This is a genomic window from Bradyrhizobium cytisi (assembly GCF_008123515.1).
Classification (GTDB): Bacteria; Pseudomonadota; Alphaproteobacteria; order Rhizobiales; family Xanthobacteraceae; genus Bradyrhizobium; species Bradyrhizobium cytisi.
On the sequence record NZ_VSSR01000051.1, the window covers coordinates 50,209 to 71,669 of the forward strand.

Annotated in this window: 17 protein-coding genes; 11 read left to right on the forward strand and 6 right to left on the reverse strand. The window is 64.5% G+C overall.

Annotation, left to right across the window (positions count from 1 at the left end; translation table 11 throughout):
• Positions 1-88: 88 nt before the first annotated feature.
• The 4 genes from FXB38_RS28775 (at position 89) to FXB38_RS28790 (ending at position 4,213) form a co-directional block, all read left to right on the forward strand.
• On the forward strand, positions 89-892 hold the full coding sequence (locus FXB38_RS28775; protein ID WP_148754301.1) for an ABC transporter ATP-binding protein: 804 nt from the start codon (positions 89-91) through the stop codon (positions 890-892).
• On the forward strand, positions 889-1,707 hold the full coding sequence (locus FXB38_RS28780) for an ABC transporter permease (RefSeq protein WP_148754302.1): 819 nt from the start codon (positions 889-891) through the stop codon (positions 1,705-1,707). Before FXB38_RS28775 ends, FXB38_RS28780 begins: the two co-directional genes overlap by 4 nt.
• Before the next feature lie 120 nt (positions 1,708-1,827).
• Positions 1,828-3,156, forward strand: coding sequence for a polyhydroxyalkanoate depolymerase (locus tag FXB38_RS28785; RefSeq protein WP_148754303.1), 1,329 nt, complete (start codon positions 1,828-1,830; stop codon positions 3,154-3,156).
• Positions 3,157-3,373: 217 nt separating this feature from the next.
• Positions 3,374-4,213 carry a M48 family metallopeptidase gene (locus tag FXB38_RS28790; RefSeq protein WP_148754304.1) on the forward strand — a complete coding sequence of 280 codons (840 nt, stop codon included), beginning with the start codon at positions 3,374-3,376 and terminating at the stop codon, positions 4,211-4,213.
• Between the two features lie 317 nt (positions 4,214-4,530).
• Here FXB38_RS28790 and FXB38_RS28795 read toward each other — a convergent pair whose 3' ends face one another.
• The gene (locus FXB38_RS28795) at positions 4,531-6,744 is read right to left on the reverse strand and encodes a transglycosylase domain-containing protein (protein ID WP_148754360.1); all 2,214 of its coding nucleotides are present in this window, start codon (positions 6,742-6,744) and stop codon (positions 4,531-4,533) included.
• A 166-nt stretch (positions 6,745-6,910) separates the two neighbouring features.
• On the opposite strand from FXB38_RS28795, the gene FXB38_RS28800 reads away from it, so the two are divergent.
• Entirely contained in the window at positions 6,911-7,336 is a 426-nt protein-coding gene (locus FXB38_RS28800) for a DUF1330 domain-containing protein (RefSeq protein WP_148754305.1), read from the forward strand.
• Positions 7,337-7,455: 119 nt separating this feature from the next.
• Here FXB38_RS28800 and FXB38_RS28805 read toward each other — a convergent pair whose 3' ends face one another.
• The 3 genes from FXB38_RS28805 to FXB38_RS28815 form a co-directional block, all read right to left on the reverse strand.
• Positions 7,456-8,682: an ABC transporter substrate-binding protein gene (locus FXB38_RS28805; protein WP_187435206.1), complete on the reverse strand. Its 1,227-nt coding sequence runs from the start codon at positions 8,680-8,682 to the stop codon at positions 7,456-7,458.
• Positions 8,683-8,920: 238 nt separating this feature from the next.
• Positions 8,921-10,162, reverse strand: a complete 1,242-nt coding sequence (locus FXB38_RS28810; RefSeq protein ID WP_148754307.1) for an ABC transporter substrate-binding protein — start codon at positions 10,160-10,162, stop codon at positions 8,921-8,923.
• A 160-nt stretch (positions 10,163-10,322) separates the two neighbouring features.
• The gene (locus tag FXB38_RS28815; RefSeq protein WP_187435215.1) at positions 10,323-10,730 is read right to left on the reverse strand and encodes a DUF1304 domain-containing protein; all 408 of its coding nucleotides are present in this window, start codon (positions 10,728-10,730) and stop codon (positions 10,323-10,325) included.
• A 47-nt stretch (positions 10,731-10,777) separates the two neighbouring features.
• Here FXB38_RS28815 and FXB38_RS28820 point away from each other — a divergent pair, with 47 nt between their 5' ends.
• Positions 10,778-11,308 (forward strand): methylated-DNA--[protein]-cysteine S-methyltransferase, encoded by a 531-nt coding sequence (locus FXB38_RS28820; protein WP_148754308.1) that lies wholly within the window; start codon positions 10,778-10,780, stop codon positions 11,306-11,308.
• Between the two features lie 121 nt (positions 11,309-11,429).
• Here FXB38_RS28820 and FXB38_RS28825 read toward each other — a convergent pair whose 3' ends face one another.
• The gene (locus FXB38_RS28825; RefSeq protein WP_148754309.1) at positions 11,430-14,219 is read right to left on the reverse strand and encodes a [protein-PII] uridylyltransferase; all 2,790 of its coding nucleotides are present in this window, start codon (positions 14,217-14,219) and stop codon (positions 11,430-11,432) included.
• Between the two features lie 185 nt (positions 14,220-14,404).
• Between FXB38_RS28825 and FXB38_RS28830 the strand changes: the two genes are divergently transcribed.
• The 5 genes from FXB38_RS28830 to FXB38_RS28850 all read left to right on the forward strand — a co-directional run bounded on the left by FXB38_RS28830 (position 14,405) and on the right by FXB38_RS28850 (position 18,564).
• Entirely contained in the window at positions 14,405-15,376 is a 972-nt protein-coding gene (locus tag FXB38_RS28830; protein ID WP_148754310.1) for an aliphatic sulfonate ABC transporter substrate-binding protein, read from the forward strand.
• Positions 15,377-15,522: 146 nt separating this feature from the next.
• Complete coding sequence (locus FXB38_RS28835) at positions 15,523-16,368, forward strand: ABC transporter permease (protein ID WP_148754311.1); 846 nt, start codon at positions 15,523-15,525, stop codon at positions 16,366-16,368.
• Between the two features lie 3 nt (positions 16,369-16,371).
• Positions 16,372-17,157: an ABC transporter ATP-binding protein gene (locus FXB38_RS28840; RefSeq protein WP_148754312.1), complete on the forward strand. Its 786-nt coding sequence runs from the start codon at positions 16,372-16,374 to the stop codon at positions 17,155-17,157.
• Positions 17,158-17,210: 53 nt separating this feature from the next.
• Positions 17,211-17,720, forward strand: coding sequence for an OsmC family protein (locus tag FXB38_RS28845; protein ID WP_148754313.1), 510 nt, complete (start codon positions 17,211-17,213; stop codon positions 17,718-17,720).
• Between the two features lie 40 nt (positions 17,721-17,760).
• A complete protein-coding gene (locus FXB38_RS28850) occupies positions 17,761-18,564 on the forward strand; it encodes a hypothetical protein (protein WP_148754314.1) in 804 nt (267 codons plus the stop codon).
• Between the two features lie 104 nt (positions 18,565-18,668).
• Here the strand turns inward: FXB38_RS28850 and mutS are convergent, their stop codons facing one another.
• Entirely contained in the window at positions 18,669-21,407 is a 2,739-nt protein-coding gene (gene mutS / locus FXB38_RS28855) for a DNA mismatch repair protein MutS (protein ID WP_148754315.1), read from the reverse strand.
• Positions 21,408-21,461 lie beyond the last annotated feature (54 nt).

Sequence of the window (21,461 nt, forward strand, 5' to 3'; positions counted from 1 at the left end):
CCAACGAGTTACAAGCCTTCGGAGCTACAAGCCTTCGGAGTTACAGGCCTTGCACTCCACCGCGCAATGGCGGAAGAACGCCTTTAGCATGACTGAGAACTCGAAGGCTTCAAGTCGGCCGACTGTCGCGGATGGCACTTTGTCCGCGGCCATCGAGGTCGATCGCCTCGTCAAGCTCTACAAGCAGACCTGCGCGGTGGACGGCATCTCCTTTACACTTCCCCGCGGCAGCATCACCGGGCTTCTGGGCGGCAACGGCGCCGGCAAGACCACCACCATCGCGATGATCATGGGGCTGGTGCTGCCGACCTCCGGCCGTGTCCGCGTGCTCGGGCACCGGATGCCGGAGCAAAGCGCCGAGGTGCTTGGGCGGATGAACTTCGAAAGCCCCTATGTCGACATGCCGATGCGGCTCACGGTGCGGCAGAACCTCACTATTTTCGGCAAGCTCTATGCGGTCGAAAACCTCGCCGACCGAATCGCGAGGCTGGCCGACGAGCTCGATCTCAACGACTTCATCGACCGCGCCAACGGCAAGCTCTCGGCCGGGCAGAAGACCCGCGTCGCGCTGGCGAAGGCGCTGATCAACCAGCCCGAGCTGTTGCTGCTGGACGAGCCGACCGCCTCGCTCGACCCTGACACGGCCGACTGGGTGCGGGCGCATCTGGAGCGCTATCGCAACGAAAACAACGCCACCATCCTGCTGGCGTCACACAACATGCTCGAGGTCGAGCGGCTTTGCGACCGCGTCATCATCATGAAGCGTGGCCGCGTCGAGGACGACGACACGCCCGACGCCATCATGGCCCGCTACAATCGCACCACGCTGGAGGAGGTGTTCCTGGATGTCGCGCGCGGGCGGACCAATGGGGCGAAGGAGGAGGCAAGATGAGCGAGCTTTCCCTGCACCGCGGCATTTCCGTCCAGCGCATCGGCGCGATGATCCTGCGCTACTGGTATCTGTTGATGTCGTCCTGGCCGCGGTTGCTCGAGCTGCTGTACTGGCCGGCGCTGCAGATCATCACCTGGGGCTTTCTTCAGCTCTATATCGCGCAGAACGCCAATTTCTTCGCGCGCGCCGGCGGCACGCTGATCGGCGCCGTCATCCTCTGGGACATCCTGTTCCGCGGCCAGCTCGGCTTCTCCATCTCCTTCCTGGAGGAAATGTGGGCGCGCAACCTCGGCAACCTCATGATGAGCCCGCTGAAGCCGATCGAGTTTCTGCTCTCGCTGATGGTGATGAGCCTGATCCGGCTGGCGATCGGCGTCATCCCGATGACGCTGCTCGCGATTGCGTTCTTTCACTTCAATGTCTACAGCCTCGGCCTGCCGCTGATCGCCTTCTTCTGCAATCTGATCTTCACCAGCTGGTCGGTCGGCATCTTTGTCTCGGGTCTGGTGCTGCGGAACGGCCTTGGCGCCGAGAGCATCGTCTGGACCTTGATGTTCGCGATCATGCCGCTCGCCTGCATCTATTATCCGGTCAGCGTGCTGCCCGCCTGGCTGCAAACCATCGCCTGGTCGCTGCCGCCGACCTACGTGTTCGAGGGGATGCGCGCGTTGCTGATCGAGCAAACGTTCCGGGCCGATTTGATGCTGGATGCGTTAGCCATCAATGCTGCGCTTCTGATGGCTTCTTTTGGGGCATTCCTTGCCCTTTTGCGCAGCGCCAGGAAGCACGGCTCGCTGCTCGCGGGCGGCGAATAACTCACTTTCCCGTGGATTCAGGCTGAATTAATCGTCTGCGCCACGTAGATGTACGGAACCATGCATTGACGCAATATTACGCATTCGGCAGTATGTTGCGATGCGAAGAAGGATTTGACCATGCCTATTGGTGAGTTTGGCGGCGCACCGCCTCTGGCGAGCGAAGGCAGTCCGGTCCTGACGACGCCGATGTACTGGATGTACGAGATGGCGCAGGCCTCTCTCAATCCGGCACGCGCCGTCACCGACGCGACCAGGCTGCTGTTTCAGAATCCGCTGAATCCCTGGGCGCGCACCGAGGTCGGCAAGTCGGTGGCTGCGGCCTGCGAATTGTTCGAGCGCACCACGCGCCGCTACGGCAAGCCGGAATGGGGCCTCGACGACACCGAGGTCAACGGCATCCGCGTCCCCGTCGAAGTCCGATCGGTCTGGGAAAAGCCGTTCTGCAAGCTGCTCTACTTCGATCGCAAGTTCGCTCGCCCGCTGCGCAGCCCGCAGCCGCGCGTGCTGATCGTGGCGCCGATGTCCGGCCATTACGCGACGCTGCTCCGTGGCACGGTCGAGGCCTTTCTGCCGGCGCATGAGGTCTACATCACCGACTGGGCCGACGCCCGCATGGTGCCCTTGAGCGACGGCCGCTTCGATCTCGACGATTACATCGATTACGTCGTCGAGATGCTGCACGTCCTGGGCGGCAACACCCATGTGCTGGCGGTGTGCCAGCCCTCCGTGCCCGTCGTCGCTGCCGTCTCGATCATGGAAGCGCGTCGCGATCCTTTCGTGCCGACCTCGATGACGCTGATGGGCGGCCCGATCGACACTCGCCGCAACCCGACCGGGGTGAACGATCTCGCGCAGGAGCGCGGCATCGACTGGTTCCGCAACCACGTGATCACGAAGGTGCCGTTCCCGCATCCGGGCATGATGCGCGACGTCTATCCGGGTTTCCTGCAGCTGAACGGGTTCATCAGCATGAACCTCGACCGCCACATGGACGCTCACAAGCGTCTGTTCGCCAACCTGGTGAAGGGCGACGGCGACCTCGTCGACAAGCATCGCGACTTCTACGATGAATATCTCGCGGTCATGGACCTGTCGGCCGAGTATTATCTGCAGACCGTCGATACCGTGTTCGTGAAGCATTCGCTGCCGAAGGGCGAGATGATGCATCGTGGAACTCGCGTCGATCCTTCCAAGGTGACGCGCGTTGCGTTGATGACGGTCGAAGGCGAGAACGACGACATCTCGGGTCTCGGTCAGACCGAAGCGACGCACGGCTTGTGCAGCTCGATTCCGGATCATCGCCGCGTTCATTACGTTCAGAAGGGCGTCGGACATTACGGCGTGTTCAACGGCTCGCGCTTCAAGGCGGAAATCGTGCCGCGCATTCATGATTTCATGGTCTCGGCTGCGAATCCGAGCTCGTTGCGGGCGCTTGCAGCCGAATAAGCGCGCATTTCGGCTTTCCCGCCGAAAATTGAGGGCTTGCCGGGGGCGCCGGCAGGGCCTGGTTCCTGCCAGATTCGAGGTATTTAGGTAGTTTCATAGGAGTGAGTCCTCCCTCATCCCTTGGGGGAGCCACATGCGTCCGGCGGGGGCGAAAAATTGGGGTTCCAACCCCAGTCTGTAGGGTCTCCTGGACGCCAGACCCCTGTATATTGGGCAAATGATTTGTTTTTGCGCCGAGCGCTTTCCGTGGCGGCGGTTATGGCAGAATCCGGGCGAACTCTTGCTCCCTGGACTGACAGACATGGCCACTCGCGCGCTCCTTTATCGGCGGCCCCACGAACCGAAGACCCTCGTCATCACTCATGGATCGCAATTCTTTGCGATTCGGCTCCGCAGGCACCGCCGAGCGCGCCGTTACACGCTGAGAATTCATCCCAGTGACCGCGAAGCGATCCTCACGATCCCGCCGCGCGGCACGCTCGCCGAAGCCAAGGACTTTGCGCAGCGTCACGGTGCGTGGATCGCAGCGCGTCTCGGTCGTTTGCCGAAAGCTGCACCGTTCCAGCCTGGCACAGTGATACCGCTTCGCGGCGTTCCCCATCGCATCGTGCATCGCGCCGGCGCGCGTGGGACGGTGTGGACCGAAATTCGTGACAGCGGTGAACGCATTGTCTGCGTCGCCGGCGGCGTCGAGCATGCCGACCGTCGCGTCCATGACTTCCTCAAGCGCGAGGCGCGCCGCGATCTGCAGCGTTCGTCGCAGACCCATGCCGCCGGGCTCGGCGTCAAGGTGAAGCGGCTCTCGATCCGCGATCAGTCCAGCCGATGGGGCTCCTGTACCTCGGCCGGCTCGCTGTCGTTCTCCTGGCGCCTGATCCTCGCGCCGCCCTACGTGCTCGACTACCTCGCCGCGCATGAAGTGGCCCATCTCGTCGAGATGAACCACTCCGCCCGCTTCTGGCGCGTCTGCGGCAAGATCTGCCCGTCGATGGAGCGCGCCAAGAAGTGGCTCGATACGTACGGCAACGATCTGCACCGATATGGGGTCGAGGATTAGAGCGGGCTGGTAGCCCAGCAACCGCTGTCATCGCCCGCGATGGCGGGCGATCCAGTAATCCGAGGCCGTTGTTGCTAAACCGAGAGGCCGCGGCGTACTGGATTCCCCGCCTTCGCGGGGAATGACAGCTGAAAATGAGGCGGCATTCTGCACGTTCCGCTCGACTGATCCCACTCGCTGCGACGATTGCGCGGCACGCTCGATTCACCCCACCACATCAACGCCTTCAACCAATCCACCGCGCGTCACGCCGGAATGCGCCGCCTACTGTGCATGGGGTTGTTTTCGCGATTTTTGTTTTGAGGTAACAAGGACCTCTATCTGTTGCCGCCGAACAGCCGGTCCATCAGCCAGCCATCGAGCCCGGCCGCTGCCTCCGGTCGCGCGTTGGCGCGCGCCGGCGGTGGTGAGCGATAACCGCCATTGTTGACTGGCGCCGATGCGGGGCCGGTCACTGCTTGCGTCGGCGGCGACACCTGCGATGAGATCTGCACGAGGTTCGCCGGCCCCCAATTGTTTTGCAGGTTCGGCAGGGCCGCCACCTGCACGCCCTCGTGCGCGGTGCGCATGAAGCGGGTCCAGACTTCTACCGGCAGGCCGCCGCCGGTCGCCTTCCTGGTCGGCGAGTTGTCGTCATTGCCGAGCCAGACGCCGGTGACGAGGTTCGACGTGTAGCCGATGAACCAGGCGTCGCGGTAATCCTGGCTGGTGCCGGTCTTGCCGGCCGCCTGCCAGCCAGGGATCTCGGCCTTCTTGGCCGTGCCGGAGATCAGCGTCTCCCGCATCATCGTGTTCATCATGCCGACATAGCGCGGCTCGATCACCTGGTTGTGCTCGTCGGGCTGCCGCATGTAGAGCAGCTTGCCGTCCAGCGTCCTGATCCGCGTCACCACATGCGGCGCGGCTGCGAAGCCGCCATTGGCGAACGCCGCATAGGCACCGACCAGCTCGACGACAGAGACTTCCGAGGTGCCGAGCGCGATCGAGGCGTTCGGCTCGAGCTTCGAGGAGATGCCGAGCCGGTGCGCTGTGCGCACCACGTTCTTCGGCCCGACCTCGAGGCCGAGGCGGATGGCGACCGTATTGAGCGACATCGCCAGCGCCTGCGTCAGCGTCACCGCACCGAAATATTCATGGGTGTAGTTCTCGGGCTTCCAGCCCTTGACCTCGATCGGCGCGTCCTGGCGGACCGTATCTGGCGTCAGGCCCTGCTCCATCGCGGTCAGATAGACGAACGGCTTGAACGAGGAGCCCGGCTGGCGTTTGGCGGTGACTGCGCGGTTGTACTGGCTGTCGGAATAGTTCCGGCCGCCGACCATGGCGCGGACCGCGCCGTCGGGCGTCATCGCCACCAGCGCGCCCTGGCTGACATTGAACTTCACACTCTTGGCCGCGAGCTCGTCGATCACAGCGGCTTCCGCCACGGCCTGGAGCTTCGGGTCAATCGTGGTCTCGACCTTGATGCTGTCGTCGATCTGGCCGACGAGGTCGTCCAGCACCTCGCCGATCCAATCGGCGACGTAGTTCACGGTGCCGGCGCCGACCGGCTTCACATTGTAGGAGGGGTGGCCGATCGAAGCCTGGGCCTGCGCTTCGGTGATGAACTTGGCATCCGCCATCGCCGCCAGCACGATCTGCGCGCGCTGCTCGGCCCCCTCGGGGTTGCGGTTCGGCGCGAGGCGCGAGGGCGATTTGACCAGGCCGGCCAGCATCGCGGCCTCCGCGATCGTCACGCTCCGGGCCGGCTTGCCGAAATACTTTTGCGCGGCGGCTTCGACGCCATAGGCGCCGGAGCCGAAATAGACGCGGTTGAGATAGAGCTCCAGGATCTCGTTCTTGGAATGCTTGCGCTCCAGCCAGATCGCGAGCTCCGCCTCCTGCAGCTTGCGCGCCATGGTGCGTTCCTGGGTCAGGAACAGGTTCTTGGCGAGCTGCTGCGTCAGCGTCGAGCCGCCCTGCGACACGCCGCGATGGAGCACGTTGGTGACGAGCGCGCGCAGGATGCCGATCGGATCGATGCCGAAATGCGAATAGAAGCGGCGGTCCTCGATGGCGATGAAGGCCTTGGGCAAATAGGGCGGCAGGTCCTTCAGCGACACATTGGCGCCGGCCATCTCGCCGCGCTGCGCCAGCAGGCTGCCGTCCATGCCGACGATCTGGATCGTCGGCGGACGTTTGGGAATCTCCAGCGATTGGATCGGCGGCAGGTGGGCGCCGACCCAGATCACAACGCCGATCACGGCGATCACGCCCCACAGGCTCAGCACCGCGCCCCAATAGACGAGGCGGCCGAGGCCCGCGCTGATCGATGATTTCGGCCGGCGCCTGGCGCCGCTGCGGCTCGGTTGCGACTTCTGCTCGCGCGGCGGCTCGTCGTCGGACTTGTCGCTCTTGCGCTTGCTGGAGGACTTTTTCGGCTTGTCGTCGCCGCTGGGAATGCGATCGGCCGCCGTCAGGCGCAGATCGGCGAGCGCCGCGGGCAAGCCGAACAACGGCTCCTTCCGCCCACCCTTTTTCTTTCCCGACCCCATACGCAAACGCCCGGTCATCCCGCCCCGCCGCACGCTAGCGGTCGGGGTTTAAGGCCCCGTTACCCCGGCCTTAACGCCTGATTAGGAGCTGCGGCATTCCCAAGCCGCAGTTCCGCTCATCCCACGGCAGAGCTAGGATCGCGGCCATAACGAAGAGGGAACTCGCATGGGCCACATCGATCCGACCAAGGACGTCTTTGCGCAATTCCGGGACAACGACCGCCCCGGCCCCATTCACATGCTCAACCTCGTGCGCCTGCGCAGAGAGGCGGCGTATCCCGATGGCCGCAAGGCCAGCGGCGCGGAAGCCTATGCGGCCTATGGTCGCGAAAGTGGCCCGGTGTTCGAACGCCTCGGCGGCCGCATCGTCTGGCAGGGCAGGTTCGAGCTGATGCTGATCGGTCCGCAGGACGAGCGCTGGGATCACTGCTTCATTGCCGAATACCCCAGCGTCGCCGCCTTCGTCGAGATGATCCGCGACCCCGTCTATCGCGAGGCGGTCAAGCACCGCCAGGCGGCGGTGGAAGATTCGCGCCTGATCCGGCACGCGGTGCTGCCGGTGGGGAAGAACTTTGGCGAGATACCGAAATAGCTACTGCCATTCCGGGGCGATGCGAAGCATCGAACTATGGTGCGGGCTCCCGCACCGGAGAATCTCGAGATTCCGGGTCTGGCGCTCGCGCGCCATCCCGGAATGACGAGCGGAAACGCCTAACCCGCTGCGCCCGCATCCTCCAGGATCGGGCCGAACAGCTCCCAGCGTTCGCCGTTGAACTTCATCATCTGAAGCTGCTTGTTGACGCGGTAGTCGGTTGGCGAGGTGTTGGCCTTGATGCCGGGCAGCGCGACGTCGCTGGTGACGTCCTTCAAAGAAGCCGCCTGCTTCATGACGTTCTCGCGCGTCAGGTCGTCGCCGCACTGCTTCAGGACATGGACCAGCAGCTGCGCGGTGCCGTAACCATAGGTGTTGAAGTTCGAATCCTTGTCGCCATCCGGATAGTACTTGGCCATGAAGTCGAAATACTTCTTCAGACCGGCGTCGTCCTTCCAGGTCGGATCCAGCGGCTCCTTGCCGTAGTTGACGCTGATCAGGCCCTTGGCGGCATCGAGGCCTGCGGGCTTCAGCACCGCCCCGACCGAGGTGGCGTTGATGTCGACGATCTGGACCGGATGCCAGCCCATTTCGGCGATTTTCTTGATCGCCTGCGCGGCCTGCTTCGGCGTGGTGGCGCTGAAGAACAGGTCTGCGCCGGCATCCTTGATCTTGAGGATCTGCGAATCGACCGTGGGATCGGATACCTCGTAGGACGCTTCCGTCACGATCATCTTGGCGGCCTTGTCGCCGAGGCCGGCCTTGATGCCGTTCAGATAGTCCTTGCCGAGGTCATCGTTCTGATAGAGCACGCCGATCTTCGCGTTCGGATGCTCTTTCAAAATGTACTGGCCGTAGATGCGGCCCTCGACGAAGTAGTTTGGATTGTATCCCATGGTCCACGGGAAGTTCTTCGGGTCGGTGAACCGCGAGGCGCCGGTGGCCGCGAACAGCTGCGGCACTTTCTTCGAATTGAGATATTTCTGGACGGCCGCGTTCACGGGCGTGCCGATGATCTGGAAGGTCAGCAGCACCTCGTCGCTCTCGACCAGCTTGCGGATCTGCTCCACAGCTTTCGGTGGCGAATAGGCGTCGTCATACTGGATCAAATTGATCTTGCGGCCGTTGATGCCGCCCTGATCGTTGATCATCTTGAAGTAGGCGGCCTGGGTCTTGCCGATCGACGAATAGGCCGACGCCGGTCCCGAAAACGGCATGGTCTGTCCGACCTTGATTTCGGTGTCGCTGGCGCCCGGATCATATTTCTTCTGGGCATTGGCCGCAGAGACCGACAGCGCCATGGTCAGGGCCGTTGCCGTAACCAGATGCAAAATTCCATCCCTCATTCGCAATTTCCTCAGTCTGTTATTGCAGATGGTCTGCCGGACGCACTGCGCGTCCGGCGCCATCGCTGCGCGGGAGTGTGGAGGAGCCGCTGTTGCCGCGCAAGGTGGGCGTTCGTAGGGTAAGTTAGCGAAGCGTAACCCACCACTTCCGCCGACACGTGGGAAAGAGACGAGGTGGGTTACGCCCAGCGGATCGCGCTTCGCGCAGCCGCTGCGGCTAACCCACCTACGACCCGAACTAACCCGCCGGGCCCGAGTCCTCGATGATCGGGCCGAACAGCTCCCAGCGCTCGCCGTTGAACTTCATCATCTGCATCTGCTTGTTGACGCGATAATCATTCGGCCCGGTGTTGATCTTGATGCCGGGCAGCGCGAAGCTCGGGGTGAAGTCCTTGACGTTGGCGACCTGCTTCATGACGTTCTCGCGCGTCAGGTCATCGCCGCATTGCTTCAGCACCTGGACCAGCAGCTCGGCCACCGAATAGGCGTAGGTGTTGACGGTGTTGAGCTTGTCGCCTTCGGGGAAATATTTATCCATGAAGGCGAAGAAGGCCTTCACGCCCGGATCGTCCTTCCACTGCGGATCGCCCGGCTCCTTGCCGTATTGGGTCGAGATGATGCCCTTGGAGATGTCGAGGCCGGCCGGCTTCAGCGTCGCCGAAATCGGGCTGGCATTGATGTCGAGGATATGCACCGGCGTCCAGCCGAGGTCGGCCAGCTTCTTGATTGCCTGTGCGGCGAATTTCGGCGTCGAGGCATCGTAGAACAGGTCGACGCCCATCGACTTCAGCTTCACCACCTGCGAGTCCACTGTCGGATCGGTGACCTCGTAGGAGACCTCGCCGACGATCATGCTGGCGGCCTTGTCGCCGAGGCCGCTCTTCAGGCCGGCGAGATAGTCGCGGCCCATATCGTCGTTCTGGTAGAGCACGCCGATCTTGGCGTTCGGATGCTCCTTGAGAATGTATTTTGCGTAGATGCGTCCCTCGGACAGATAGTTGGGATTGTAGGCGATGGTCCAGGGATAGTTCTGCGGATCGTTGAACCGCGCTGCGCCAGTCGAGGCGAGGAGCTGCGGGATCTTCTTGCCGTTGAGATACTTCTGCACGGCGGCGTTGGCGGCCGTACCGATAATCTGGAAGGTGAACAGCACCTCGTCTCCTTCGACGAGCTTGCGCACCTGCTCGACCGTCTTCGGCGGCGAATAGGCGTCGTCATACTGGATCAGATTGATCTTGCGGCCGTTGATGCCGCCCTGATCGTTGATCATCTTGAAGTAGGCGGCCTGCGTCTTGCCGATATTGGCGTAGACGGAATAGGCGCCGGAGAACGGCACGGTCTGGCCGATCTTGATCTCGGTGTCGCTCGCGCCGGTGTCGTATTTCTTCTGGGCGAGGGCTTGGCTCACGAAGGCTTGGCTGGCGGAGAACGCGAAGGCGAGCGCCGCCGTGGCAGCTATAAAGGCTCTGCGATTGCTCATTTTGGGTTGTTCCTCCTGACGGAATTTTCCGGCCGACAGTCTTTTCCCGTTGATTGCAACGGTCGCCATCGCTGCCGGAGAGTGTGGAGGAAGGGCAGGCGCCGCGCAAGGATCGCGGCGCTGCGCCGTAGCGCCTCGGGCTAAGATCTAGGCCAGGAATTCAGGCTAGGAACAATACAGCCAGTGCGATCGCCGCCGGTAGCGCCTGCACGATAAGGATGCGCGTGCTGACGGTCGCCGCACCATAGGTGCCCGCCACGATCACGCAGAGCAGAAAGAACACCTTGATCTGGAACGCGAAGGCCGGGTTACCGTGGGCGAGACCCCAGATCAGGCCGGCGGTGAGGAAGCCGTTATAGAGGCCCTGATTGGCGGCCAGCACTTTCGTGATCTCGGCCTTCTCAGGCGTATTGCGAAACGTCTTCAAGCCAAGCGGCTTGTCCCACAGGAACATCTCCAGGATCAGGAAGTAGGCGTGCAGCGCGGCGACCAGCGCCACCAGGATATTGGCGATCCAGATCAAGTTGAGCTCCCCCAAAAGCGTCAGCTTTCGGGTGGACGTTAGCATGGCCGGCATGGCAAGTCCGAAGTGTGTTTCGATGCAACGGTGTCGCAATGGTCGCTCGATCAACCAGGACTCCTGAACGCTTCGGCCTCGATCGGCTGGCGACGCCGATCGGGATCGCGTTGCTCGTCACCGATGCCGACGGCGCGTTGCGCGCGCTCGACTGGGACGACTACGGGCACCGCATGCGCGAGCTGCTGCGGCTGCATTACGGCGCGGTAGATCTGCGCGAGCGTTCCGCGCCGGTGGCGATGAAGGCCGCGCTGTCGGATTACTTTGCGGGTAATCTTGCGCAGCTGTCGTCGATCGCATGGCGCATCGCAGGCACACCGTTTCAGCAAGAGGTCTGGACCGCACTCGCCAAAATCCCGGTCGGCACCACGATGAGCTATGGCGCGCTCGCCGCAAAGATCGACAAGCCCAAAGCCATTCGCGCCGTTGGCCATGCCAACGGCTCCAACCCGATCAGCGTGGTGCTGCCCTGCCACCGCCTGATCGGCGCCGATGGTTCGCTGGTGAAATACGGCGGCGGCCTCGAGCGCAAGCGCTGGCTGCTCAGGCATGAGGGCGTGGAAGTTTAGGTCTCTCCCCACCGTCATTCCGGGGCGCGCGAAGCGTGAACCCGGAATCCATCGGGCCGCACCGACGGTGTCGACGAATGGATTCCGGGCTCGCCGCTGCGCGGCGCCGCGGAATGACGAATTATGCCGCCGGCAGAACTGCCTTGTCGCCGGCCATCACGTGGGTCAGCGCGCTCTTGATCGCGGCCTGGCGGGTCGGAGCGTTGATCTGCGCGCCGAGCAGGTCGGTGACGTAGAACACGTCGCGGGCGCGCTCGCCGAAGGTCGCGACATGCGCCGAGGCGATGTTGAGGTTGAGCTTCGAGATCGCGGTGGTCAGCTCGTAGAGCAGGCCGGGGCGGTCGAGGCCGGACACCTCGATCACGGTGTAGCGGTCGGACCACTGGTTGTTGATCGTCACTTCCGGCTCGATCACGAAAGGCCGCGCCTTGCTGCGCACGGTGCGCCGCGCCACGACTTCGGGCAGGCGCAGCTTGCCTTCCAGCACGTCCTCGATCATCTCGCCAATGCGCGTGGCGCGCCGGCCCTCGTCCTCGTCACGGTCGTATTCCCGGGAGATCGAGATCGTATCCAGCGCGCGGCCGTCGGTCGTGGTGTAGATCTGGGCGTCGACGATGTTGGCACCGGCCGAAGCGCAGGCGCCGGCAATGATCGACAGCAGCCAGGGATGGTCGGCGGCGAAGATGGTGAGCTCGGTGACGCCGCGCACCTCGTCGAAGCCGACATTGATCGCGAGCTTGTGGCCGGCCTGTTCGCTCGACCGCACAAAGCGGGCGTGACGAATCTTGCGCGGCAGCTCGACCTTGAGCCAATAGGCCGGATAGTGCCGGCCGACATAGGCATCGAGCTCGTCGGCCGGCCATTCGGCGAAGGCGTGCCGGAATTCGGCGTAGGCGGCCGTGAGGCGCTTGCCGCGGTCGACCTCCGAGAAGCCGCCGGTCAGCACCGGTTCGGTCTCGTAATAAAGCGAGCGCAGCAGCTGCGCCTTCCAACCGTTCCACACGCCCGGACCGACGCCGCGGATGTCGGCGGTGGTCAGGATCGTGAGCAGCTTCATCTGCTCGACCGACTGCACCACGGCGGCGAAATTCTCGATGGTCTTGCGGTCGGAAAGATCGCGCGACTGCGCGACCGTGGACATCGTGAGATGCTCCTCGATCAGCCAGGCCACGAGCTCGGTGTCGGCCGCGCTGAAGCCGAGCCGCGGGCAGAGCCGGCGCGCGACCTTGGCGCCGGCGATCGAATGATCCTCGGGCCGTCCTTTGGCGATGTCGTGCAGCAGCGTCGTGATGTAGATCACCGAACGGTGCTCGGGGCGAATTTTGCGCATCAGGTCGCTGGCGAGCGTAAATTCCTCGGCGCCGCCGCGCTCGATGTCCTGGAGGAATCCGACGCAGCGGATCAGATGCTCGTCGACGGTGTAGTGATGGTACATGTTGAACTGCATCATCGAGACGATCTTGCCAAAGGCGCGGATGAAGTGGCCGAGCACGCCGGTCTCGTTCATCCGCCGCAGCACGATCTCGGCGTTGTCGGAGGTCAGGATCTCCATGAACAGCCGGTTGGCCTCGGGGTTCTCGCGCATCTGCGCGTTGATCAGGCCGAGCGAGCGCGTCACGTCGCGCATCGCGTCCGGGTGGAAGGCGAGGTTGTTCTTCTGCGCCAGGCGGAAGATGCGGATCAGATTGACCGGATCGTGCTTGAAGACGTCGGGCGCGGCGACGTTGATGCGGTTGTTGTCGACGATGAAGTCATCGCTGTCAGGCACACGCCGCTTCACAGGCGTGGGGCGCAGACGCGCCATCATCCGGCTCAGCACCGGTGCGGGCTTGGCCTGCTGGTCCTCGAGCTTGGCACAGAGGATGGCGGTGAGGTTGCCGACTTCCTTGGCGACCAGGAAGTAGTGCTTCATGAAGCGCTCGACGTCCTGCATGCCGGGATGCGAGGTGTAGCCGAGCCGGACCGCGATCTCGCGCTGGAGATCGAAGGAGAGGCGCTCTTCGGCGCGGCCGGAGTAGAAATGCAAATTGCAGCGCACCGACCAGAGGAAGTCGGCGCAGCGCCGGAAGGTGCGGTATTCCTGCGCATCGAACACGCCGCGCTCGGCGAGCTCATCGGTGTCGCGGACGCGATAGACGTATTTGGCGATCCAGAACAGCGTGTGCAGGTCGCGAAGCGCGCCCTTGCCGTCCTTGACGTTGGGCTCGACCAGATAGCGCGACTGGCCGCCGCGGCGATGCCGCTCCTCGCGCTCGGCGAGCTTCGCGGTGACGAATTCGGACGCGGTGCCCTGCACCACCTCCTTGTCGAAGCGTGCGACGAGCTCGTCATAGAGCGGCTGGTCGCCGGTGAGGAAGCGCGTCTCCAGGATCGCGGTGCGGATGGTCATGTCGCCGCGCGCCTGCCGGATCGATTCATCGACCGAGCGCGTGGCGTGGCCGACCTTCAACCCCATGTCCCAGAGGCAATAAAGAATGGCTTCGGCGACCTGCTCGCCCCAGGCCGTCTGCTTGTAGGGCAGGATAAACAGGAGATCGATGTCGGATTCGGGGGCCATCAGGCCGCGGCCGTAGCCGCCGGTCGCGACCACCGCCATGCGCTCCGCGCCGCTCGGGATCGGCGAGCGATAGAGATGACGGGTCGCGGCTGAATAGAGGATGCGGATGATCTCGTCCTGCACGTGGCACAGCCGCTCGGCGCAGCGGCGCCCGTGGCGGTCCTTCAGCAGGATTGCCTGCGCAGCGGCGCGCGCGGCGAGCAGCTCGGCCTTGAGCAGTTGCGCGGTCGCGGTGCGGAACGTGTCCTCACGGCCTCGATGCTTTTCGGCAAGCGCATCGACCGCGGCGGTGATCCGCGCGGTGTCGAAGCGATCATCCACCTGTGGCCTGTGCTCGGTCGCAACGCTGTCCATGTCTCACCGGATATAAGAGGTGACAGGCGCTGTCACCCGCCATTCTCTGGCAATAGTCGTTCCATGCTGGAAAACGGCCGCTTTGGGCAAAGCTGTTCTCGGCCGTTGCGCTTTCAAGGTGGGATTTTCTGGTTGACCTCTAGATATAACTCATTGAAAAACAATGAAATTTCAAGGAGCTGGGCATGATCCGGATTTCACGACGCATTCTGTTGGCGGGAGCCGTGGCACTCGCTGTGACCCCCGCGGCAAAGGCGGCGGATCCGCTCAAGGAAATCCGCATCGACTGGGCGACCTACAATCCGGTGTCGATGGTCCTGAAGCAGAAGGGACTGCTGGAGAAGGAATTCGCCAAGGACGGCATCACCATCACCTGGGTGCAGTCGGCCGGCTCCAACAAGGCGCTCGAATTCCTTAATGCCGGCTCGATCGATTTCGGCTCGACCGCGGGTTCGGCAGCTCTGGTCGCGCGCATCAACGGCAACCCGATCAAATCGATCTATGTCTATTCGCGCCCCGAGTGGACCGCGCTGGTCACGGGCAAGGATTCCAAGATCACTAACGTGGCTGACCTCAAGGGCAAGCGCGTCGCGGTGACGCGCGGCACCGATCCGCACATCTTCCTGGTGCGCGCGCTGCTCGGCGCGGGTCTCACCGAAAAGGACATCACCCCGGTGCTGCTGCAGCACGCCGACGGCAAGACCGCGCTGATCCGCGGCGACGTCGATGCCTGGGCCGGTCTCGATCCGATGATGGCGCAGGCCGAGGTCGAGGAGGGCGCAAAGCTGTTCTATCGCAAGGCGGACGCCAACACCTGGGGCATCCTCAATGTGCGCGAGCAGTTCTTGAAGGACTATCCGGATGCTGCCCGCCGCGTGCTCGCGGTCTACGAGGAGGCGCGGAAGTATTCGCTGGCGAATTACGACGAGCTGAAGAAGACGTTCATCGCCGTCACAAAGCTTCCCGACGCCGTCGTTGACAAGCAGCTCAAGGAGCGCACCGAACTCACCCACAGCCGCATCGGCGCAGCCCAGCGCGAGTCGATCCTTGCCGCAGGCCTTGCCCTGCAACAGGCCGGCGTCGTCGACGCCAAGGTCGATGTGAAGGCGACGTTGGATGCCCTGATCGACGACCAGGTCCCGCTGCCGACGAATTAGTTTTTCGCGGAAGAGGGTGCGCGGCGTACCAAACTCCGCCGTCGTCCCGGATCTGCGCTCGCTCCGCTCGCTTGTCCGGGACGATGGGCTGAGGGCGTGGCAAGAGTAGTGTTGCAATCTCACAGAAGACGCGCTTCCTACCGGCCATGATCTCCGACGCGCCAGTTTTGCAGCAATCCTCGGAACCGGCCGAGAGCGCCGCGGCGCCCTCGCGGCTGTCGCGCTACGCGCGGCCGATGCTGGGGCTGCTGCTGCCGTTGATCCTCGCGCTCGGCTGGGAGCTCGTGGTCTGGCTCGGCTGGTCCAACGGCCGGCTGGTGCCGCCGCCCTCGCGCGTCTTCGCCACCATCGCCGAACTCGCCCGCTCCGGCGAGCTGATCCGCCACATCGCCGCGACGCTGTGGCGTGTCGGCCTCGGCTTCGCCTTCGGCGTCATCGCCGGCACGCTGCTCGGCGCCGTCTCCGGCTATTGGTCGCTGGCGCGGCGGCTGCTCGATCCGACCGTGCAGGCGCTACGCGCAATTCCCTCGCTGGCCTGGGTGCCGTTGTTCATCCTCTGGCTCGGCATTTTCGAGACGTCCAAGATCGTGCTGATCGCGGTCGGCGTGTTCTTCCCGGTCTATCTCGGCGTGATGGGCGCGATCCTCATCGTCGATCGCAAGATCGTCGAGGTCGGTCGCACCTTCCGCCTCTCCGGGTTTGCCATGATCCGCCGCATCCTGCTGCCGGCGGTGCTGCCGGCCTACGTGGTGTCTTTGCGTGTTGGCCTTGGTCTGGGCTGGATGTTCGTGGTGGCGGCCGAGTTGATCGGCGCGTCCGAAGGCCTCGGCTACCTCCTGCTCGACGGCCAGCAGCTCGGTAAGCCCGCGCAGATCCTCGCCGCGATCGTGATCTTCGCCATCCTCGGCAAGCTCACCGACTGGTTGATCGAGGTTGCGGCCGCCCCCTTCCTGCGCTGGCAGGACGCCTTCGGGCGTACCAAGGGAACTTAAGCGATGCTGGTGCTCGACCGGGTCAGCAAGACCTATCCCAACGGCGTGCAGGCGCTGGCGCGTTTCTCGGCCGAGGTCAGCCAGGGCGAGATCGTCGCCATCATCGGCGGCTCCGGCTGCGGCAAATCAACATTGCTCCGCGCCGTCGCCGGCCTCGACCGCGCCAGCTCCGGCAGGGTGACGCTCGACAGCGAAGCGATCGCCGCGCCACACGCCAAGATCGGCATCATCTTCCAGGAGCCGCGGCTGCTGCCCTGGCTCAGCGTCGCCGACAATATCGGCTTTGGGCTCGCTGATCTGTCTGCCGCTGAGCGGCGCGAGAAGGTGGCGCGCGCGCTCGCCCGCGTCGGCCTCGCCGACAAGGCGCAGGCCTGGCCGCGCGAGCTCTCCGGCGGGCAGGCGCAGCGCGTCGCGATTGCGCGGGCGCTGGTGCCGCAGCCCGAGGTGCTCCTGCTCGACGAGCCGTTCTCCGCGCTCGACGCCTTCACCCGCCGCGACCTGCAGGATCATCTGCTCGACCTCTGGGCCGACACGCGCCCGACCTTGATCCTCGTCACACATGACGTCGACGAGGCCGTGGCGCTGGCCGACCGCGTCCTGGTGATGCGACCGCGGCCGGGCCGGCTGTTCGACCAGATCGAGATCAATCTGACCCGGCCGCGCGACCGCAATGCGCCGCTGTTCGAGAATTTCAAGCGGAGTGTGCTGACGTCACTCGACCGTTCGCTCGACCGCAACGTGCCCGACCGTGACGCAACCCAGGGTCCCGGTCAGGCTATGTGGTGGTGACATTTTCTCTCTGAGCCGGTACATCGAGAGGTAATTTTCCGGGAGAGAACAAGATGGACGCCGCAGAACTGCGCCAGATGCAGGCCCCGATCAAGGAACGCTACAAGACCGATCCCAAGACTGCGATGATCACGCTGAAGGCCAAGGGCTCGATCGACAGCGAAGGCATCGCCTGCAAGGTCGAAACCGGCCGCGCCATCGCGATGGCAGGCCTGCATCCGGCAACCGGCGGCTCCGGCCTCGAGCTCTGCTCCGGCGACATGCTGCTGGAAGCGCTTGTGGCCTGCGCCGGCGTCACGCTGAAATCGGTCGCAACCGCGATCGAGGTGCCGCTCAAGACCGGTCACGTCTACTCGGAGGGCGATCTCGATTTTCGCGGCACGCTCGGCGTCGACAAGGAGGCCCCGGTCGGCTTCGCCGAGATCCGTCTGCGGTTCGAGGTCGATACCGATGCGCCGCAGGACAAGCTCGATCTCCTGCTCAAGCTCACCGAGCGCTATTGCGTGGTCTATCAGACCATCAAGAACGGCCCGAAGGTTTCGGTGTCGATGCAGCGGATATAGCTGCCACCTTCCCTATTGCGGGGAGGGCAAGAAGAAAAAAATGCCTGGCGAACTGTCTTACATCCTCTTTCTTCTCCTGCGCATGGCGGTCGCGGCCGCCTTTGTGGTGTCGGCATCGATCATCACCGAGCGCTCCGGCCCGGTGATTGGTGCGCTGGTGGCGACGCTGCCGATCTCGGCGGGCCCGTCCTACGTCTTCCTCGCGATCGACCACGACGCCGCCTTCATCGCGCAGGGCGCGTTGTCGAGCCTTCCCGTCAACGCCGCGACGATCTTCCTGGGGTTGACCTATGTCGTGCTGGCCCAACGGCACAGCTTTGCCGTGAGTGTCGGGTGTGCGGTCGCAGTGTGGATCGGTCTCGCCTCGATCATTCGCCTGTTCTACTGGACGCTCGCGGCCGGGCTCGCCGTCAACCTGGTGGCCTTCGGCATCTGCATTCCGCTGCTTGCACGGTACCGCCACGTGAAGATGCCGCTGGTGACGCGCCGCTGGTACGACATTCCGTTCCGCGCCTTGTTGGTGGCGACGCTGGTCGCGATCGTGGTCTCGACCTCGGGCTGGGTCGGCCCGCGCGTCTCCGGCGTCATCGCGCTCTATCCGATCGTCTTCACCAGCATGATGGTGATCCTGCATCCGCGCATTGGCGGTCCGCCGACCGCCGCCGTGCTCGCCAACTCCGCCTGGGGTCTGCTCGGGTTCGGCATGGCGATTGCGGTGCTGCATGTCGGTGCCGCCAATTTCGGCTCGGCGATGGGCCTCAGCTTGGGGCTCGCCACCTGCATCGTGTGGAATTTAACATTGTGGTGGAACGGGCGACGGAAGCCGCTGGCGGTGGTTTCGTAGGGTGGGCAAAGGCGCGCTTTTTTTGCGCGCCGTGCCCACCATCCCTCCACGAATTCGTCGCTGCATGGTGGGCACGCTGCGCTTTGCCCACCCTACGAGACCTTTCATTGCTTCGGCAGCTTGGCCTTCAGCGCATACAGCGCGTCCAGCGCCTCGCGCGGGGACATCTCGTCGGGGTGCAGCGCCTTGACCGCGTCCATCAATAGCTCGGCCTCGGTCGGCGGCGCGGCTTCCGCGGCAGCGCGTGAGGGAACCGCGAACAGCGGCAGATCGTCGGCGAGGGCGCGAGCCGTTTGGCCGCGGTCTTGCGCCTCTAACTTCGCCAGCACCGATTTCGCGCGCGTGATCACGGCCGGCGGCAGGCCTGCGAGCTTTGCCACCTGGATGCCGTAGGAGCGATCGGCCGAGCCCGGCAGCACCTCATGCAGGAACACGACGTTGCCCTGCCACTCCTTCACCCGCACCGTCGCGTTGAACATGCGCGGCAGCTTGGCCGAGAGTGCGGTCAGCTCGTGATAGTGCGTCGCGAACAGCGTGCGGCAGCGGTTGCTTTCGTGCAGATGCTCGATCGCGGCCCAGGCAATGGAGAGGCCGTCGAAGGTGGCGGTGCCGCGGCCGATCTCGTCGAGGATCACCAGAGCGCGCTCGCCGGCCTGGTTGAGGATCGCAGCCGTCTCGACCATCTCCACCATGAAGGTGGAGCGGCCCCGCGCGAGATCGTCGGCGGCGCCGACGCGCGAGAACAGCCGGTCGATGATGCCGATCCGCGCGCGTGCGGCCGGCACGAAGCTGCCGATCTGCGCCAGCAGCGCAATCAATGCGTTCTGGCGCAGGAAGGTCGATTTACCCGCCATGTTCGGACCGGTGAGCAACCAGAGCTGGCCGGATTTTTGCGCTGGGCCAGGCGAGAGGTCGCAGGCATTGGCGATGAACGGCTCGCCATTGCGCTTCAAGGCCTGCTCGACCACGGGATGGCGGCCGGCCTCGATCGCGAAGCCGAGCGAGCCATCGACCTCGGGCCGCACATAGTTTTCATCGACCGCGAGCTTGGCGAGCGACGTCGCAACGTCGAGCAGCGCAAAGCCTTGCGCCGCAGCGCGCAGATCGTCGCTGATCTCGATCGCCCTCGCGCAGAGCCGCTCGAAGATTTCGAGCTCGAGCCCGAGCGCGCGGTCACCGGCATTGGCGATCTTGGCTTCGATCTCGCCAAGCTCGGACGTCGTGAAGCGCACCTGGCCCGCCAGCGTCTGGCGATGGATGAAGGTCGCGTTCAGCGGCGCCGACATCAGCTTGTCGCCGTGCTGCGCGGTGACCTCGACGAAATAGCCGAGCACGTTGTTGTGGCGGATCTTGAGGCCCTTGACGCCAGTGTTGTCGGCGTAGCGGGCCTGCATCGCGGCGACCACGAGGCGGGAGGCGTCGCGCAGGTTTCTCGCTTCATCAAGGGCCGGCTCGTAACCGGCACGAACGAAGCCGCCATCGCGCTTGATCAGCGGCAGCTGCTCGTCGAGCGCACGGGCAAATTCGGCCGCGAGCTCGCGCGAGGGACGCCTCAGCGCCGCCATCACGGCGGCGATCTCCTGCGGCGGCTGGTCGAGCTCGGAAAGCCGCGCCAGAACCTGGTCGGCGGCGATGATTCCGTCGCGCAGACCTGCGAGATCGCGCGGCCCGCCGCGGCCGACCGAGAGACGGGCGAGCGCGCGCGACATGTCGGGCGCGCCGCGCAAGATGCTGCGGATGTCCTCGCGCGTGGCCGAATCCGCGACGAAGGCGCTGACAGCATCGAGCCGCCGCGCGATCGCCGGCGCATCGGTCAAGGGTGCTGCGAGCCGCTGCGCCAGCAGGCGCGAGCCGGCCGAGGTCACCGTGCAGTCGATCGCATCGAGCAGCGAGCCGCGGCGTTCGCCCGCGAGCGTCCGCGTCAGTTCGAGATTGGCGCGCGTCGCCGGATCGATCGCCATGGTCGCGCCCGAGGCTTCGCGTGCGGGCGGCGACAGCGGCGGGTGCTTGCCGACCTGGGTGCGATCGACATAGGTGACGGCGGCGGCAGCAGCCGTGGCCTCCAGCCGCGTCAGTTGCGCCAGCCCGTCCATGGTCGCGACGGCAAAGTAGTCGCAGAGGCGCTTTTCGGCGGTGGCGCCATCGAAGACGTCGCGGGTCACCGGCGTTAGCGCCGGCAGCTCGCGCAAGGTTTGTCCGAGCTCGTTGTCGCTATAGAGCGCGTCGGTGACGATGGCCTCGTTCGGGTTGATGCGCGCCAGCGTCGCGGCGAGCTCCCCGCTGGAGCATTCCGTGACAGTGAATTCGGCGGTCGAGATATCGATCCAGGCGAGGCCAAAGCGGTCGCCGCCGGCCGACGAGCGTGCTCGCGCTATCGCGAGCAGATAGCTGTTGGCGCGCGCATCGAGCAGCGTGTCCTCGGTCAGCGTGCCCGGCGTGACCAGCCGGACAACGCCGCGGCGCACGACGCTCTTGTTGCCGCGCGCTTTCGCAGCGGCGGGATCCTCGGTCTGCTCGCACACGGCAACCCGGTGGCCGGCGTTGATCAGGCGATGCAGATAATCCTCGGAGCGCTCGACTGGCACGCCGCACATCGGGATGTCGTTGCCCTGATGCTTGCCACGCTTGGTCAGCACGATGCCGAGCGTCTTCGAGGCGATCTCGGCGTCCTCGAAGAACAGCTCGTAGAAATCGCCCATCCGGTAGAACAGCAGCAGGCCCTGATGCGCCGCCTTGATCTCCAGGTACTGTTCCATCATCGGCGTGACGCGCGCGGCGGCGTCCGCCTGCGGCGCGGGCGTGAATTCAGGTTCTGGCGCGGGGATGGGCTGTTGCATCGTCATGAGCGGTGCAACCTACAAAATTTCACCCGAGCATCCTACCGGTTTGGCCGGACA

What these genes read in the sequence shown, in the direction of transcription:
- FXB38_RS28775 (WP_148754301.1), top strand. Translation starts at nt 89, where the DNA reads ATGACTGAGAACTCGAAGGCTTCAAGTCGGCCGACTGTCGCGGATGGC.
- FXB38_RS28780 (WP_148754302.1), top strand. Translation starts at nt 889, where the DNA reads ATGAGCGAGCTTTCCCTGCACCGCGGCATTTCCGTCCAGCGCATCGGC.
- FXB38_RS28785 (WP_148754303.1), top strand. Translation starts at nt 1,828, where the DNA reads ATGCCTATTGGTGAGTTTGGCGGCGCACCGCCTCTGGCGAGCGAAGGC.
- FXB38_RS28790 (WP_148754304.1), top strand. Translation starts at nt 3,374, where the DNA reads ATGATTTGTTTTTGCGCCGAGCGCTTTCCGTGGCGGCGGTTATGGCAG.
- FXB38_RS28795 (WP_148754360.1), bottom strand. Translation starts at nt 6,744, where the DNA reads ATGGGGTCGGGAAAGAAAAAGGGTGGGCGGAAGGAGCCGTTGTTCGGC.
- FXB38_RS28800 (WP_148754305.1), top strand. Translation starts at nt 6,911, where the DNA reads ATGGGCCACATCGATCCGACCAAGGACGTCTTTGCGCAATTCCGGGAC.
- FXB38_RS28805 (WP_187435206.1), bottom strand. Translation starts at nt 8,682, where the DNA reads ATGAGGGATGGAATTTTGCATCTGGTTACGGCAACGGCCCTGACCATG.
- FXB38_RS28810 (WP_148754307.1), bottom strand. Translation starts at nt 10,162, where the DNA reads ATGAGCAATCGCAGAGCCTTTATAGCTGCCACGGCGGCGCTCGCCTTC.
- FXB38_RS28815 (WP_187435215.1), bottom strand. Translation starts at nt 10,730, where the DNA reads ATGCTAACGTCCACCCGAAAGCTGACGCTTTTGGGGGAGCTCAACTTG.
- FXB38_RS28820 (WP_148754308.1), top strand. Translation starts at nt 10,778, where the DNA reads ATGGTCGCTCGATCAACCAGGACTCCTGAACGCTTCGGCCTCGATCGG.
- FXB38_RS28825 (WP_148754309.1), bottom strand. Translation starts at nt 14,219, where the DNA reads ATGGACAGCGTTGCGACCGAGCACAGGCCACAGGTGGATGATCGCTTC.
- FXB38_RS28830 (WP_148754310.1), top strand. Translation starts at nt 14,405, where the DNA reads ATGATCCGGATTTCACGACGCATTCTGTTGGCGGGAGCCGTGGCACTC.
- FXB38_RS28835 (WP_148754311.1), top strand. Translation starts at nt 15,523, where the DNA reads ATGATCTCCGACGCGCCAGTTTTGCAGCAATCCTCGGAACCGGCCGAG.
- FXB38_RS28840 (WP_148754312.1), top strand. Translation starts at nt 16,372, where the DNA reads ATGCTGGTGCTCGACCGGGTCAGCAAGACCTATCCCAACGGCGTGCAG.
- FXB38_RS28845 (WP_148754313.1), top strand. Translation starts at nt 17,211, where the DNA reads ATGGACGCCGCAGAACTGCGCCAGATGCAGGCCCCGATCAAGGAACGC.
- FXB38_RS28850 (WP_148754314.1), top strand. Translation starts at nt 17,761, where the DNA reads ATGCCTGGCGAACTGTCTTACATCCTCTTTCTTCTCCTGCGCATGGCG.
- mutS (WP_148754315.1), bottom strand. Translation starts at nt 21,407, where the DNA reads ATGACGATGCAACAGCCCATCCCCGCGCCAGAACCTGAATTCACGCCC.